Source organism: Nonomuraea endophytica, assembly GCF_014203235.1.
GTDB classification, from domain to species: Bacteria; Actinomycetota; Actinomycetes; order Streptosporangiales; family Streptosporangiaceae; genus Nonomuraea; species Nonomuraea endophytica.
In genome coordinates, this window is the sequence record NZ_JACHIN010000008.1 from 486,586 (window position 1) to 501,434 (window position 14,849).

The following is a 14,849-nucleotide window of genomic DNA, read 5'->3' on the forward strand; positions in this document are numbered from 1 at the left end:
CAATTGCTTGGTTGAACATTGACGTGCAGGAAACCGCTGCTTACGCTGTCCGAAACCAAGCGAGCGCTAGGCCAAATGGAGCGGTGATGGCCATGTTGCGGCGGGAACTCGGGATCATGGTGGCCGTGCTGGTGGCGCTCGCGGGGTGCGCCGCCCAGCAGAAGGCCCCCGGTGCGGCGGGCGGCGCCGTACCCGGAGTGACGGACACGACGATCAGAATCGGCGGCGTGCTGACCAAAACCAGTGCCAGCGGCTACTCCACCAAGGACGCCGAGATCGGCGCGAAGGCGCGCTTCGAGCGCGCCAACGCCGCGGGCGGCGTGCACGGCCGGAAGATCGAGTTCGTCGGCGCCGAGGACGACGGCCAGGACGCGGCCAAGGGCGACGCCGCGGCCAAGAAGCTCGTCCAGAAGGACCAGGTCTTCGCCGTGTTGCCGGTGCACGCGCCCAACTTCGGCGGCGCCGCCTTCCTGGAACAACAGGGCGTCCCCTGGTACGGCTGGGCCACCGGTCCCCAGTGGTGCGGCACCAAGACCGGCTTCGGCTACAGCGGCTGCCTGGCCCCCAAACCGGGCGCGGGCTCCCAGACCTGGTGGGGACGGCAGATGGCCGACCTGCTCGGCGGCGCCGAAGGCAAGACCGTCTACGTGCAGACCTCCGACTCCAGCGGCAGCAAGTACGGCGGCAAGACCATCTCCCAGTCCTTCGAGGCGGCCGGGTTCACGCTCGTCGGCCTCAACTCGGCGCTGCCCGCCGCCGCGCCGCCACCCGACTGGCTGCCGTACGTCAACAAGATCATGACCTCCGACGGCGGCCAGGCGCCCGACATCGTGGTCTCGATCATCGCCGGGACCAAGTTCAACGTCGGGCTCTACACGGCGCTGAAGAAGGCCGGCTACAAGGGCGCGCTCAGCGACGCCACCAGCTACGACGTGGCCATCCTCAAGGACCCGGCCACCGCGCAGGCGATGGAGGGCGTGATCGCCGCGCCCATGTTCGAGCCCTTCGAGTCGACAGCGCCGGAGATCGCCCAGTTGCGGCAGGACGTGGAGAAGGTCGCCCCCGGCACCCCGCTCACCCAGCACCTGGCCATCGGATATTGGTCGGCCGACATCTTCCTCGACATGGCCGGCAAAGCCGGCAAGGACCTCACCCGGCAGAAGGTGCTCGACGTGGGCAACGGCTCCTACAGCTACGAGAACGCGGGCTTCGGCAGGGTCCAGTACCCCAAGGACCATGCCGAGCCGAACGGCTGCGGCGCGCTGGTCAAGCTTGAGGGCGGCGCGTTCCAGGTGGCCAAGAACATGAAGTGCTTCGACAACGTGCCGCTCAAATGATCCTGGGCTACATTCTCAGCGGCCTGGTCACGGGCGCGATCTTCGCGGTGATGGGCTCGGGCCTGACGCTGTCCTATGCCGCGACCGGGGTCTTCAACTTCGCGCACGGGGCGGTCGGCTTTCTGACGGCTCTGGTGTACTACGAGCTCAATGTGGCGTTGGGGCTGCCGACGTGGGTGTGTGCGGTGGTGGCTGTTGCGATTTTTGCGCCTTTACTGGGATATTTCCTGCACCGGGTGATGTTTCGGGGATTGGCGCAGGCGGGGGAAACCGCGCAGATTGTCGGCACGATCGGGCTGACGATCGCGCTACCCGCCGCCGGACTGCTCCTCGTCGACCTCCTCGAACTCCCCAGCGCCGACGCCACCTCCCTCCCCCGCGGCCTCGGCCCCTTCCCGGCCACCACCTTCACCGTGCTCGGCGTGCCGCTCGACTCCGGGCAACTCATCACGTTCGCCTTCGCCGCCGTCGCCGCGCTCGGGCTGTGGGCGTTCATGCGGCACACGCCGTACGGCCTGCGGATGCGCGCCAGCGTCGACCGGCGGCGCCTGGCCACCCTGCGCGGCATCGACGCCGACGCCACCTCCGGCCTGGCCTGGATGCTCGGCTCCGGCCTCGCCGGGCTGGCCGGAGTCCTGGCCGTCTCGATCATCGGGCTGGACGCGACCGCGTACACCGTCCTGCTGTTCGCCTCGGCGACCGCCGCCGTCTTCGGGCGGCTGCGCTCGATCCCCTGGACGTTCGCGGCCGGGCTCGGGCTGGGCGTCGTGCAGAACCTGGTCGCCGGATACACCGACTTCCTTTCAGAGATCACCGGCCTGCGTACGGCGGTGCCGGTCCTGCTGCTGTTCGCCGGCCTGATCCTGCTGAACCGATCCCGCGAACGCGTCGCCGGCAGCGCGGCCGAAGACGCGCCGCCGCCCGACTACCTCGCGGGCATCCCACCCTGGCGGCGCCGCCTGCCCTGGGCCGTGGCGCTGGCCGTACTGGTCGTCTTCACCTTCACCGCCCAGGAGTACTACGTCGGCATCGCCGCCCACGGGCTCGTCCTGGCGCTGATCTTCTGCTCCTTCGTCGTGGTGACCGGAATCGGCGGCATGGTCAACCTGGCCCAGGCCGCGTTCGCCTCGATGGCCGCGCTGACCTGCGGCTGGGCCTTCGCCTCCGGCCTGCCCCTGGCGGTGGCGATCGTGCTCGGCGTGCTGGCGGCGACAGCCGTGGGCATGCTGGTGGCGCTGCCCGCCCTGCGCCTGGGCGGCCGCATTCTGACATTGGCCACCCTCGCCCTGGCTTTGCTGGCCGACCAGGTGCTCTTCCAGGTGGACACGTTCAGCAACGGCACCATCGGCTGGCAACTGCCCGCCCTGGGCTTCGGCTTCGCCGACACCTCCGACCCCCGTGTGCGCGTCGTCGTCCTCCTGCTCCTCATCGGCCTGGTCGCCTTGCTGGTGCGCAACCTCGAACGCTCCGCCTCCGGCCGCGCCATCCTCGCCGTCCGCTCCGCCCCCGCCGCCGCCACCACCTCGGGCATCTCCGGCCCCCGAACCAAGATCATGCTCTTCGCCCGGGCCTCCGGAATCGCCGGCCTGGGCGGCGTACTGTTCGCCATCTCCAAGGGCTCAATCACCGCCACCGATCTGCCGGCGTTCGCCGGGTTCGTCTGGCTGGCCGTGGTCGTCCTCCAGGGCGTCCGCCGGATCGGCGGTGCCGTACTGGGCGGCCTGATAGCCGCCGCCTTCCCAGAAATCCTCTCAGCCTGGGAAATCTCCGCCCATGTAGGCGCCATCTTGTTCGGAGCAGGCGGCGTAATCCTCGCCAAACACCCAGACGGCGTCCTCACCCAACTAGCCCAACACCGCCACCACCACCGCCAACGCCACACCCCCCACCCCACCACCCCTACGCCCGGCACAACCACCCCACCCGCACCCGCACCCGCACCCGCACCCGCACCTGCACCTGCACCTGCGAAGCCCAGCACAGGCACGCAAAGCACGACCACCGGCACACCACCGGCGTCGGCGCGCAGCTCGGCAGGAACGTCCACGCCTGACTCAGGCCAGCCCGGCACGACCACACCCCCTTCCAGCGCGGCCGATGCGGAAGCGTCTACGGCCGGGCCCGGACCCGCTATGGCCGGGGCTGTGGTGGTGCCGAGGCCGCGGGGTTCGGGGGGTTCCGGGGGTTCGGGGGGTTCCGGGGGTTCCGGGGGTTCCGGGGGTTCCGGAGGTTCGGGGGGTTCCGGAGGTTCGGGGGGTTCGGGGGGTTCCGGAGGTTCGGGGGGTTCGGGGGGTTCCGGAGGTTCGGGGGGTTCCGGAGGTTCGGGGGGTTCCGGAGGTTCAGAGGGAGCGGTCGGCGGGGTCGGGGAGTTGGATGCCACGCCATTGTTCCGGCTGGACAACGTGGTGGCCGGGTATGGCGACACGACCGTGCTGCGCGGGGTGGACCTGGAGGTGCACGAGGGCGAGGTGGTCGCCCTGCTCGGCGCGAACGGGGCCGGCAAGTCCACCGCCTGCGCCGTGGCGGCCGGAGACCTGCCCGTCAGCACGGGCCGCGTCCTGCTCAACGGCATCGACGTCACCCGCTGGCCCGCGCACCGGCGGGTCGGCGAGGGCATCCTGCTCGCGCCCGAGGGACGCGGAGTCTTCCCCGGCCTCACCGTTGAGGAGAACCTGCGCACCTGGCTCTCCGACACGGAAGCGGTCTACGACCGGATGCCGCAGCTCGCGGCCCGCCGTACCCTGGCCGCGGGAGCGCTTTCCGGCGGCGAACAGCAACTGCTCACGCTCGCCCCCGCCCTCATCAGACCCCCCGCGGTGCTGATCGCCGACGAACCCTCGCTCGGCCTGGCACCGCTGATCGTGCAGCAGGTCTTCGAGATCTTCGCCGAACTCAGCGAACGCGGCGTGGCCCTGCTCCTGGTCGAGGAGAAGGCGACCGAGGTCCTGGCGGTGGCCGACAGGGTCGCGTTCATGCGCCTGGGCCGCATCACCTGGACCGGCCCCCGCTCCGAGGTGGACCCGACCCGGCTCACCGCCACCTACCTGGGGGTGCCCTGATGCCCAGCCGCCCTGGAGGTGTTGATGTCCACAACCACTGATCTGCCGCTCATCACCACGGCCGGAGCGCGCCACGACTGGTTCGCCGGCGTCTGCTCGGGGGTGTTGTGATGCTCGCGATCGAGGATGTGTCGGTTGCCTTCGGCGGGGTGCGGGCGTTGTCGGAGGTGACGTTCGAGGTTCCGGAGGGCCAGATCTGCGGTGTCATCGGGCCCAACGGTGCGGGTAAGACGACGTTGTTCGATGTGGTGTGTGGTCTGCGCAGGCCGCTCCGTGGGCGGGTCGGGGTGGATGGAGCGGATGTGACCGCGCTGTCGCCACTTCTGCGGGCAAGGGCGGGGTTGCGGCGTACTTTTCAGCGTACGCAGGTGTTCGGTCGGCTCACTGTCGCGGGGAATGTGCTGGCCGCCCTCGACTGGCGTGGGGGTGGCGGCGGGCTGCCCGCCGATCTGGTCGGGTGGCCTGCTCGGCGGCGGCTGGAGCGCGAGCGGGCCGGGCGGGTGGCTGAGGTTCTGGAGTTGTGCGGGCTCACTGAGCTTCGGGACGCTTACGCCGCCTCCCTCCCCGTCGGGCAGCGGCGGCTGGTCGAGCTGGCGCGGGCGATCGCCGACCGGCCGCGCCTCCTGCTGCTCGACGAGCCCACCTCGGGTCTCGACCACGACCAGACGGTACGGCTGCGCCAGGTCGTCGCCGCGCTGGACACCACGGTCCTGCTGGTGGAGCACGACATGGGCTTCGTCATGGGCACCTGTGACCGGCTGGTCGTCCTCGACCTGGGCAAGGTCATCGCCCGCGGCACTCCGGCGCAGATCCGGGAGAACCCGGTGGTCCGAGCGGCCTACCTGGGCTGACCTCGTCCCCTGCCGTGCCGGGGTTGGGCGTGGCGAGGGTTGTTCAGGCCGAGTGGCGGTATTCGTCAGGGTCGGCGTCGCGGGGAGTGTGGCCGTCGATGGGTGGCTCGGGGGTTCCCTGGGGTGCCGCATGCTCGGGAGCTGGTGTGGCGCTCGCCGCGAGCTGACGGGCAGGCGTGGGTCGGGACGCCGGCTTGGCATGTGCCGCGACCTGGAAGGCAGGCGTGGGTGGGGTGGCGGGTGCGGGGCTCGCAGCGGCCGGGGCGGCGAGCGTGGTGGTGAGGGCGACTACTCCGGCGAGGGCACCGGCGAGGGCGCTGAGGCGGTGGAGGTGGGCGAGCATGTGGCGGCTCCAAGGGGTGCTGCGGATTGGAGTGCCTAGCATCGCCTGGCCGGGGTGGGGGCTGGGCGGCAGAACGGGGTTCTGGGGATAACTGCGCTCGGGCGAGACCTTGTGGACAAGCGCCGGTCCATCGACCGTGGCGCGGCCCGGGTCAGCGGCCAAGGCCGTCGGTGGCCCAGACTTCGAAAGCTCAAGAGCTGTGGTCTCAAGGCTGAGGGCTCAGCGCGTTGGGGCCCAGGAGGGCTGTGGGCTCAGAAGGGGCGGGGGCTCAAGAGGAGCGGGGGCTCGGGAAGAGCAAAAGCTCGGGAAGCGTAAAGGCTCGGGAGGGGTGGGGGCTGGGGAGGCGCGGGGGCTGGGAAGGTGTGGGGGCTCAGGAGGAGTGGGGACTCAGGAGGAGCGAGAGCTCGGGAGGAGCGAGAGCTCGGGAGGAGCGAGAGCTCGGGAGGAGCGAGAGCTCGGGAGGAGCGAGAGCTCGGGAGGAGCGAGAGCTCGGGAGGGTTAGGGGGTTGGGGGTTGGGCCAGGTGGAGGAGTTCGGTGCGGACGAGGTCTTCTGGCAGGTCCATGGTGTGGACGACGCCCCACTGCAACGCTCCCAGCACAGCCCACCCACGGATCCGGTCACGTTCTGAGGGGTTGGGGCCGACCAGGCGTTCGTGGATGGCGTCGCGGAAGGTGCGGATGGCCTCGCCGGGGGTGCCGGGTGGGGCGGAGTCGGCGGTGCCGAAGTCTTCCATGAGCAGCCGGATCACCGCACGGTTGCGCACCACGCAGTCCACCAGTGCGGGGACGAAGTCGTCGCGGGTGCCGAGCAGGGCGAAGACGTCGTCGGCTGCGGGTGCGAGGAGCTCCGCCGCAAGACGGTCTTTCGGGTGGAAGTGGTAGGCGACCGCGGTCTTGGTCAGGCCCACTTCGGCGGCGATGTCGGCCAGTGAGGTGGCCGCGTAGCCGCGCTCGGCGAACAGGCGCTGGGCGGCGGCGAGGATGCGGCTGCGGGTGTCGTTCCCGGGGTCGACTGTGGTCATCATCTCATTTCCGCCCTAGCACGGGATTTCCGGAAATTTCCCATCTAATCTCGGCATCGTAGACGCTGTACGAGCGTACAGGACGGGCGTAAACAATGACGAGGTTTCTCGGGCGGATCGGTAGCTGGTGTGCACGGCACGGGCGGCTGGTACTGGCCTTATGGGTGATCGCGGCCGCCGGCCTCATGGCGGGCAGCCTGGTCTCCGGCCGGCCGGTCAGCAATGACGTGACCATCCCCGGCACCGACGCGCAGCGCGCGCACGACCTGATGCGCGACGGGTTCGGCCCGGGATACGCGCCGGGCGGCACGGTGCAGCTGGTGCTTTACTCGGACAAGGGACCGCTCACCGACGAGCCGAGGAAACAGGCCGTCGAACGGTCCATGGACAAGCTCCGCGACCTCCCCCACGTCAAGCAGGTCGAGTCGCCCTACCGGCGCGGCGGCATCGCCTCCAACCTGCAGATCGGCCTGATCGTGGTCCGCATGGAGGGCCACGACAACGCCAAGATCGCCGAGACCACGCAGGCGCTGTCGAAGGCCGCCGATCCGGCGCGGGCGCTGGGCATCGAGGTGGTTCCGGCGGACAGTTCGACGCCGGCCGACAAGGAGATCAAGACCGGCCCCAGCGAGATCATCGGCGTCCTGTGCGCGTTGCTCGTGCTGGTGCTGGCCTTCGGCACGCTCGTGGCCGCGCTGATCCCGATCTTCACGGCGCTGGTCAGCGTGGCCGCGGGCCTGGGTGTGATCGGGCTGCTCGGGCACGTGGTCGACGTGCCGAAGCAGGCGGGCATCATGGCCACGATGATCGGGCTCGGCGTGGGCATCGACTACGCGTTGTTCCTGCTCTCGCGGCACCGCAAGCTGCTGGCCGACGGGGTGCCGGTGCTGGAGTCGGTGCGGCGCACGGTCTCCAGCTCGGGCGGCGCGGTCGTGTTCGCGGGCGGCACGGTCATCATCGCGCTCAGCGCGCTCGTGCTCGGCGGCTTCCCGCTGCTGCGCACGCTCGGCTGGATCACCGGCATCTCGGTCGTCTTCGCCGTGCTCACCTCGATCACGCTGGCCCCGGCGCTGCTCGGCGTGCTGGGCGAGAAGGTCAACGCGCTCAAGGTGCCGTTCCTGGGCCGCCGCAGGGAAGGTTCCGGCGGCTGGGCCGGGCTCGGCGCGTGGGTCGCCAAGCGGCCGTGGAGCGTACTCCTCGCCAGCGTTCTGGCGCTCGGCGCGCTCGCCGCGCCCGCGCTCGCGCTGAAGCTCGGGCCGCTCGACGACGGGTACGGCACGCAGGGGTCGGCCCCCCGCCGCGCCTACGAGCTGATGGCCACCGGCTTCGGCCCCGGCAGCAACGGCCCGCTGGTCGTCGTGGCGGAGCTGGGCAACAAGGTGGCCAAGGCCACCGACCCGATCGTCGAAGGCCTGGCCAGGGACGTGGGCGACATCGACGGCATCGCCCATGTGAGCCCGCCCAAGCTCAACGACGCCGGCCGTACCGTGATGATCCAGGCGATCCCCGACTACGCGCCCAGCGACGAGCGCGCGCCCGCGGTCGTGGAGGCGGTGAGGGCGCTGGACCGGCCGGGCGTGAACGTGCACGTCGGCGGGGAGGTGGCCGCGCTCGCCGACGCCGCCGACCGGATCTCGGGCAACACGCCGCTGGTCATCGGCGTGGTGGTGCTGCTCAGCGCGATGCTCCTGCTGCTGGCGTTCCGCGCGCCGGTGGTCGCGCTCAAGGCGGCGCTGATGAACCTGGTGTCGCTGGGCGCCGCGTTCGGCGCGCTCGCGATCGTCTTCTCCTACGGCGTGGGCAGCCAGCTGGTCGGCATGGACCCGCCGGCCGACGCCTCCTACCTGCAGACGCTCTTCTTCACCGTGCCGATCGAGCCGTATGTGCCGTTGATGCTGTTCGCGGTGCTGTTCGGGCTCTCGATGGACTACGAGGTGTTCCTTCTCACGGCGGTACGGCAGGCGTACCTCAAGCAGACGGAGCGCAGGAGCTCGCGACGAGAGAGCGACGAAGGAGCCAACGAGGAGCGAAGCGGGCGCGACCATGGACACAGTGACAACCGGAGGGCGGTGGCGGAGGGGCTGGGCTCGACCGGCCGGGTCATCACCTCCGCCGCCCTGATCATGGTCGCGGTGTTCGTCGCCTTCATCGCCTACCCGGACCCGCTGGTGAAGACGTTCGGCGTGGGGCTGGCGGTGGCCATCGCCGTGGACGCCACGATCATCCGCGGCTTCCTCGTCCCCGCCACGATGGTGCTGCTCGGCCGCCTCAACTGGTGGTGCCCGCGCTGGCTGGACCGGCTGCTGCCCAACCTCTCCGTCGAAGGTCACGAGGACGACGAGGAGCCGCAGGTCTGGAAGAGTGAGCCCCATGTCGTATCCCGAAGTTAGATACAAAGACGACTCGGGAGAGCACAGTGGCGTGCTCCGCCCGGGTGATCAAGCCCCCGACCTGGTCATGGGCGCCGGTGGCACCGAGGTGCACTACCTCGGCACCGGCGCCACCACCGACGGGCAGTTCGGGCTATATCGGTGGGAGATGGGTGTCAGGCCGGGCGGCGCCACCCCGCACTTCCACCGGACGATCTCCGAGTCGTTCTATGTCATCTCGGGCTCGGTCAAGCTCTACAGCGGCGACACGTGGGTGGACGGCCGGCCCGGCGACTTCCTGTACGTCCCGCCCGGCGGTCACCACGGCTTCCGCAACGAGTCGGGCGAGCGGGTGACCATGCTGATCCTGTTCACGCCGGGCGCGCCGCGGGAGGCGTACTTCGAGGCGCTGGCCGAGATCGCCACCTCCGGCCGCAAGCTGAGCGACGAGGAGTGGACCGAGCTCTATCACCGGCACGACCAATACATGGTCTAGAGCCCGAGGATCTCCCGTTCCACGTGGTCGAGGGCGAGCCGTACCCCGCCCAGGGCGACGCTCTCGTCGCCGAACGTGGAGGTGACCACCTCGGGCACGCCGAGGCACAGATCGGTCAGGTGGCGGCGGAACGGCGTGAGCAGGACGTCGCCCGCGCGGGAGTAGCCGCCGCCGACCACCAGCAGGTCGGGGTCGACGGCCAGCACGAGGGCCGCGGCCCCGATCGCGAGCTTCTCCGCGAAGCGCTCGACGGCGCGGGCGGCGGCGGGGTCGCCGTCGCCTGCGGCCTTGAAGACGGCGGCCGCCTCGCCGTGCGTGTCGAGTTCGGCGGCGGCGTCCTCCCAGCCGACCTGGCGTAGCGCGCCGATCTCGCCGGCCGCGCCGGTCCTGCCGCCGTGGAGCCGGCCGCCGATCAGCATGCCCGCGCCGACCCGATGGCCGACCAGGACGTAGACGACGTCGGCCGCGTGCTGCGCGCTGCCGCGCCAGTGCTCGGTCAGGGCGGCGAGGTTGGCGTCGTTGGCGGCCAGGCCCTTGCACCCGAACCAGCCCCCGGCCAGCCCCGCGAGGTCGACGCCCGTCCAGCCGGGCAGCACGGTCGACAGGGAGACGCGGCCTGAGCGGTCCACGACGCCCGAGGTGCCCGCGCAGACCGCCCACACCCGGGTACGGGCCACACCCGCGACGTCCACACAGGCCAGAGCGGCCTGGCGGGCGGCCTCCAGGCGTTCCGGAGCCGGGGCGCCGTCGGAGACGGGCACGCGGTGCCAGCTGACGACCTCGCCGTTGAGGTCGGCGAGCGCGGCGAGGATCTTGTTGGCGCCGATGTCGACGCCGAGCACGTATCCGGCGTCGGCACGGAAGCCGAACCTGCGGGCGGGCCGGCCCATGACGCCTTCGTCCGGCGGGATCTCCCTGACCCAGCCGCGCTCGGCCAGTTCGTCCAGGACCGTCTCGACGGTCTGCCGGGACAGCCCGGTGATCCGGCCGAGCCGGGTGAGCGTGGCCACGCCTTCGCGGCGCAGCGCATTCAGCGTGACCTGGGTGTTCACCCGTCGCAGGAGCGAAGCGTCACCCGCCACTTATGTGACTCCGTTTCATAACTGTGACCGACTCCACCTATTGACCTGTTTGACCTCGAATCCTAGCATCGGCCGACATACGTGAATTGGTTACATATCTGGAGGACTGATGGTCACTCTCGCCGTCGTCGGCGCGGGTTCGCGCGGATCAGGGTACGCCCGCCGCGCCGAGGGCAGGGCCCGCGTGGTGGCCGTCGCCGACCCGCTGGCGGCCCGCCGGGAACGTTTCCCCGAGGCCGCCCACTACGCCGACTGGCGCGAGCTGGCCGCCCTCCCCCGCCAGGCCGACGCCGTGATCATCGCCACCATGGACGCCGACCACGTCGAGCCGGCCGTCCGTTTCGCCGAGCTCGGCTACCACATCCTGCTGGAGAAGCCGATGGCGGTCTCCGAGCAGGACTGCCGCACGATCGTGGCCGCCGCCGAGAAGGCCGGCACCGTCTTCGCCGTCTGCCACGTGATGCGCTACACGCCCTACACCCGGGCGCTCAAGAGCCTGCTCGACGCGGGCGCCATTGGCGAGATCGTCAGCGTGCAGCACCTGGAGCCGGTCGGCTGGTGGCACCAGGCCCACTCCTACGTGCGCGGCAACTGGCGGCGTACCGACGAGTCGACCTTCATGCTGCTCGCCAAGTCCTGCCACGACCTCGACTGGCTCGTGCACATCATGGGCAGGCAGGTCACCCGGGTCTCCTCCTTCGGCGGGCTCAAGCACTTCCGCCCGGAGAACCGTCCCGAGGGCGCCGCCGACCGCTGCCTGGACTGCGCGGTCGAGAGCACCTGCCCCTACTCGGCGCCCCGCCTCTACCTGCCGCTCGCCGGGCGGGAGAGCTGGCCGCTGACCGTGATCACCGACGACGTCTCCGAGGCGGGGGTACGCGCGGCGCTGCGCACCGGCCCGTACGGCAGATGCGTCTACGCCTGCGACAACGACGTCGTCGACCACCAGGTCGTGAACATGGAGTTCGAGGGCGGCGCGAGCGCGGCGTTCACCATGACCGCCTTCACCCCCCAGCAACACCGCCAGACCCGGATCTTCGGCACGCACGGCTCCATCGAGGGCGACGGCGTGCTGCTGAAGGTGACCGACTTCGTCACCGGCGAGACGTCCGTCGTCGACAGCTCGGCCACCGGCGACGCCACGGCCGGCGGCGGCCACGGCGGCGGCGACGAGGGCCTGATGGCGGCGTTCCTGAGCGCGGTCGAGACCGGAGACCGCTCGGCCGTGCTGTCCTCGCCCGGCGAGAGCCTGCACAGCCACCTGATCGCCTGGGCGGCCGAGAGATCCCGCCTCGACGGCATCACCGTCACCTTGGAAGGAACCCCCCGATAATGCACGGTAAGAAGATCACGGCCGCCGTGGTCGCGGGACTGCTGGGCCTCGGCCTGGCGGCCTGCGGGCAGGGCGCCGGATCCACCAGCACGCAGAAGCCGGCGGACGGCGGGCGCGGCCCGCTCACCTTCGCCAGCGGCAAGTTCGAGGCCGAGGCCACGCAGAAGATCGTCGACACCTGGAACGCCGCCCACCCGAACGAGAAGGTCACCTCGGTCCTGCTGCCGGAGAGCGCCGACGAGCAGCGCCGCAAGCTCATCCAGAACGCCCAGACCAAGTCCGACGCCTTCGACGTCCTGCTCATCGACGCCGTGTGGACCGGCGAGTTCGCCGCCAACCGCTGGGCCGACGAGCTGACCGGGCCGCGCTTCGACGTCGCCGGCTTCCTGCCCCCGTCCGTCGAGACCGGCAAGTACCGGGGCAAGCTCTACGCGATGCCGCTGTTCACCGGCACCGGGCTGCTCTACTACCGCGAGGACCTGGTCAAGCAGCCGCCCAAGACCTGGGACGAGATGAAGAAGATCTGCGCCGAGGTGCTGCCGAAGCAGAAGGGCATGTCCTGCTACGGCGGGCAGTTCGACAAGTACGAGGGCCTGACCGTCAACTTCGCCGAGGCGGTCAACTCGGCAGGCGGCCAGTTCCCCGAGGTCAGCAGCGAGTCGGCCAAGCAGGCCGCGCGGTTCCTGGCCGACGGCTTCACCTCCGGGATGATCCCCAAGGAGGCGGTCACGTACAAGGAGGAAGAGGGGCGCGTCGCCTTCCAGGAGGGCAAGCTGCTCTTCTACCGCAACTGGGCCTACATGTACGAGGCCGCCAACAAGACCGACGGCTCCAGCAAGGTCGCCGGCAAGTTCGACGTGGCGCCGATCCCCGGGCTGAACGGGCCGGGAGCCGGCACGCTCGGCGGCAACAACCTGGCCCTGTCGGCGTTCTCCAAGCACAAGGAGACGGCCAAGGACTTCATCGCCTTCGTCACCTCGGCCGAGCAGGAGAAGGCGTTCGCGCTCATCAACTCCACGCCCATGGCCAGGGCCTCGCTGTATGAGGATCCCGAGCTGATCAAGAAGTATCCGTACCTGCCCGCGCTCAAGGAGGGCATCCTGGCGGCCAAGCCGCGGCCTTCGGCGGTCAAGTACGGCGACGTCACCGCGGCCATCCAGGAGTCGGCGTACGCGATCGTCTCCGGGACCAAGCCGGTCGACCAGGCGCTCGCCGAGATGCAGTCCGCGCTGGGCCCCCTGCTCAAGTGATCCGCACCAGGCAGAATCTCCTCGGCTGGGGGATGGTCTCGCCGACGCTGGTCGTACTGGCGCTGGTGGTCTTCTATCCCCTGGTCGCGGCGATGCGCGAATCCTTCTACACCAGCGGTCAGACGCTCGACGCCGACGGCTTCGTGGTCGAGGGCGAGCGGTTCGCCGGCGCGGCCAACTACGCGGGTGTCCTCGGCGAGCGTTTCCTCAACGCGACGTTCAACACCACGCTGTTCACCGTGGTGACGGTGGCGATGGAGGTCGTGCTCGGCGTCGCGATGGCGCTGGTCATGCACCGCGCCTTCCGCGGGCGCGCGTTCCTGCGGGCCAGCATCCTGGTGCCGTGGGCGGTGCCGACCGCGGTCTCCGGCCTCATGTGGAAGTGGATCTTCCAGGCGGACGGCGTCGCCAACGCGATCCTCGGCACCCAGATCCTGTGGACCGCCGACGGCGTCTGGGCCAAGCTGGCCGTGATCGTCGCCGACGTGTGGAAGACGTCGCCGTTCGTCGGCCTGCTCGTGCTGGCCGGGCTGCAGATCATCCCCGCCGAGGTGTACGAGGCGGCCCGCGTGGACGGCGCCTCGGCCTGGCAGCGCTTCTGGCGGATCACGCTCCCGCTGGTGAAACCGGCGCTGCTGGTGGCGGTGCTGTTCCGGCTCATGGACGCCCTGCGCGTCTTCGACCTGCCGTACGTGCTCATCGGACCCCGCAAGGCGTCGGTCGAGACGTTGTCCGGGCTGATCTGGGACGAGGCCACCCGCGTCCACTACGGCCCCGCCTCCGCCTACGGCACCGCCCTGTTCGTCTACATCGCGGTGATCGCGTTCGTGTTCGTGAAGCTGCTGGGCGCCGACCTGCTGAGCGACGTCCGGGCCCGCAAGAAGGAGTCGCGCGATGCTGCTGCGTAGAGCGGGCCTGGTCGGCATCGCGTTGTACTGCCTGGTGCCCTTCTCCTGGATGGTGGTCTCCAGCTTCCGCCGTACCTCCGACATCTACGACAAGTCGCCGGTGCCGATGCCGTGGTCGCTGGAGAACTACGCCGCCGTCTTCGCCGACGGCATGGGCTTCGGGCGCGCGCTGGGCAACAGCCTGCTGGTCGCCTCCGTCACGACCCTGGTGACGCTGCTGGTGGGCACCATGACCGCGTACGCGCTGGCCCGGCTGACCTTCCGCGGCAAGAACCTCGTCCTCGCCCTGATCATCGCCGTGTCCATGTTCCCCGGGGCGCTGCTGATCGTGCCGCTGCTGAAGCTGTTCACCACGATCGGCTGGATCAACACCTACCAGGCGATGATCGTCCCGTCGATGTCGTTCGCGCTGCCGCTGACCGTGTGGAACCTGACCGTCTTCTTCCGCCAGCTCCCCCTGGAGCTGGAGCAGGCCGCCATGATCGACGGCTGCTCGGCCTTCGCCGCCTTCCGCCGCGTCCTGCTCCCCCTGGCCGCGCCCGGCGTCTTCACCACCGCGATCATCGCGTTCATCTGCACGTGGAACGAGTTCATCATCGCGGTGACCATGGTCAACGACCAGGCGACGCAGACGGCCACGGTCCGCATCGCGCAGTTCACCGGGGCGGCCAAGTTCGACACCCCGTTCGGCACGCAGATGGCCGCCGGCGTCCTGGTGACGATCCCGCTGGTGCTGCTGGTCCTGTTCTTCCAGCGCCGGATCGTCGCGGGACTCACGGCGGGCGCCCTGAAGTAGCG

Annotated in this window: 12 protein-coding genes; 9 read left to right on the plus strand and 3 right to left on the minus strand. The window is 70.3% G+C overall.

What is annotated here, in order from left to right:
• Nucleotides 1-86: 86 nt before the first annotated feature.
• The 3 genes from HNR40_RS30060 to HNR40_RS30075 all read left to right on the plus strand — a co-directional run bounded on the left by HNR40_RS30060 (nt 87) and on the right by HNR40_RS30075 (nt 5,247).
• A complete protein-coding gene (locus tag HNR40_RS30060; RefSeq protein WP_184967197.1) occupies nt 87-1,337 on the plus strand; it encodes an ABC transporter substrate-binding protein in 1,251 nt (416 codons plus the stop codon).
• Nucleotides 1,334-4,396, plus strand: coding sequence for an ABC transporter permease subunit (locus HNR40_RS55150; RefSeq protein ID WP_246509586.1), 3,063 nt, complete (start codon nt 1,334-1,336; stop codon nt 4,394-4,396). The genes HNR40_RS30060 and HNR40_RS55150 overlap by 4 nt, the downstream gene beginning before the upstream one ends.
• A 110-nt stretch (nt 4,397-4,506) precedes the next feature.
• Nucleotides 4,507-5,247: an ABC transporter ATP-binding protein gene (locus HNR40_RS30075; RefSeq protein WP_184967199.1), complete on the plus strand. Its 741-nt coding sequence runs from the start codon at nt 4,507-4,509 to the stop codon at nt 5,245-5,247.
• A gap of 43 nt (nt 5,248-5,290) precedes the next feature.
• Here the strand turns inward: HNR40_RS30075 and HNR40_RS30080 are convergent, their stop codons facing one another.
• On the minus strand, nt 5,291-5,590 hold the full coding sequence (locus tag HNR40_RS30080; RefSeq protein ID WP_184967201.1) for a hypothetical protein: 300 nt from the start codon (nt 5,588-5,590) through the stop codon (nt 5,291-5,293).
• Between the two features lie 498 nt (nt 5,591-6,088).
• Nucleotides 6,089-6,616, minus strand: coding sequence for a TetR/AcrR family transcriptional regulator (locus HNR40_RS30085; protein ID WP_246509587.1), 528 nt, complete (start codon nt 6,614-6,616; stop codon nt 6,089-6,091).
• 161 nt (nt 6,617-6,777) lie between these two features.
• Here HNR40_RS30085 and HNR40_RS30090 point away from each other — a divergent pair, with 161 nt between their 5' ends.
• Both HNR40_RS30090 and HNR40_RS30095 read left to right on the plus strand, forming a co-directional pair.
• Complete coding sequence (locus HNR40_RS30090) at nt 6,778-9,003, plus strand: MMPL family transporter (RefSeq protein ID WP_312896559.1); 2,226 nt, start codon at nt 6,778-6,780, stop codon at nt 9,001-9,003.
• A 31-nt stretch (nt 9,004-9,034) separates the two neighbouring features.
• Nucleotides 9,035-9,478 carry a cupin domain-containing protein gene (locus HNR40_RS30095; protein WP_312896560.1) on the plus strand — a complete coding sequence of 148 codons (444 nt, stop codon included), beginning with the start codon at nt 9,035-9,037 and terminating at the stop codon, nt 9,476-9,478.
• Here the strand turns inward: HNR40_RS30095 and HNR40_RS30100 are convergent.
• Nucleotides 9,475-10,560, minus strand: a complete 1,086-nt coding sequence (locus HNR40_RS30100; RefSeq protein WP_184967207.1) for an ROK family transcriptional regulator — start codon at nt 10,558-10,560, stop codon at nt 9,475-9,477. The two genes, HNR40_RS30095 and HNR40_RS30100, sit on opposite strands and share 4 nt — an antisense overlap.
• A 109-nt stretch (nt 10,561-10,669) precedes the next feature.
• Here HNR40_RS30100 and HNR40_RS30105 point away from each other — a divergent pair, with 109 nt between their 5' ends.
• From HNR40_RS30105 to HNR40_RS30120, 4 genes are read left to right on the plus strand one after another with little or no spacing between them, the layout of a single operon-like run.
• The gene (locus HNR40_RS30105; RefSeq protein WP_184967208.1) at nt 10,670-11,893 is read left to right on the plus strand and encodes a Gfo/Idh/MocA family protein; all 1,224 of its coding nucleotides are present in this window, start codon (nt 10,670-10,672) and stop codon (nt 11,891-11,893) included.
• On the plus strand, nt 11,893-13,143 hold the full coding sequence (locus HNR40_RS30110) for an ABC transporter substrate-binding protein (protein WP_184967210.1): 1,251 nt from the start codon (nt 11,893-11,895) through the stop codon (nt 13,141-13,143). The genes HNR40_RS30105 and HNR40_RS30110 overlap by 1 nt, the downstream gene beginning before the upstream one ends.
• Nucleotides 13,140-14,051 (plus strand): carbohydrate ABC transporter permease, encoded by a 912-nt coding sequence (locus HNR40_RS30115; RefSeq protein ID WP_221340961.1) that lies wholly within the window; start codon nt 13,140-13,142, stop codon nt 14,049-14,051. The genes HNR40_RS30110 and HNR40_RS30115 overlap by 4 nt, the downstream gene beginning before the upstream one ends.
• A complete protein-coding gene (locus tag HNR40_RS30120) occupies nt 14,038-14,847 on the plus strand; it encodes a carbohydrate ABC transporter permease (protein WP_184967211.1) in 810 nt (269 codons plus the stop codon). Before HNR40_RS30115 ends, HNR40_RS30120 begins: the two co-directional genes overlap by 14 nt.
• Nucleotides 14,848-14,849 lie beyond the last annotated feature (2 nt).

Bases quoted from the DNA above. Each gene is read 5' to 3' on its own strand.
- HNR40_RS30060 (WP_184967197.1), top strand. From the start codon at position 87: ATGGCCATGTTGCGGCGGGAACTCGGGATCATGGTGGCCGTGCTGGTG.
- HNR40_RS55150 (WP_246509586.1), top strand. From the start codon at position 1,334: ATGATCCTGGGCTACATTCTCAGCGGCCTGGTCACGGGCGCGATCTTC.
- HNR40_RS30075 (WP_184967199.1), top strand. From the start codon at position 4,507: ATGCTCGCGATCGAGGATGTGTCGGTTGCCTTCGGCGGGGTGCGGGCG.
- HNR40_RS30080 (WP_184967201.1), bottom strand. From the start codon at position 5,590: ATGCTCGCCCACCTCCACCGCCTCAGCGCCCTCGCCGGTGCCCTCGCC.
- HNR40_RS30085 (WP_246509587.1), bottom strand. From the start codon at position 6,616: ATGATGACCACAGTCGACCCCGGGAACGACACCCGCAGCCGCATCCTC.
- HNR40_RS30105 (WP_184967208.1), top strand. From the start codon at position 10,670: ATGGTCACTCTCGCCGTCGTCGGCGCGGGTTCGCGCGGATCAGGGTAC.
- HNR40_RS30110 (WP_184967210.1), top strand. From the start codon at position 11,893: ATGCACGGTAAGAAGATCACGGCCGCCGTGGTCGCGGGACTGCTGGGC.
- HNR40_RS30120 (WP_184967211.1), top strand. From the start codon at position 14,038: ATGCTGCTGCGTAGAGCGGGCCTGGTCGGCATCGCGTTGTACTGCCTG.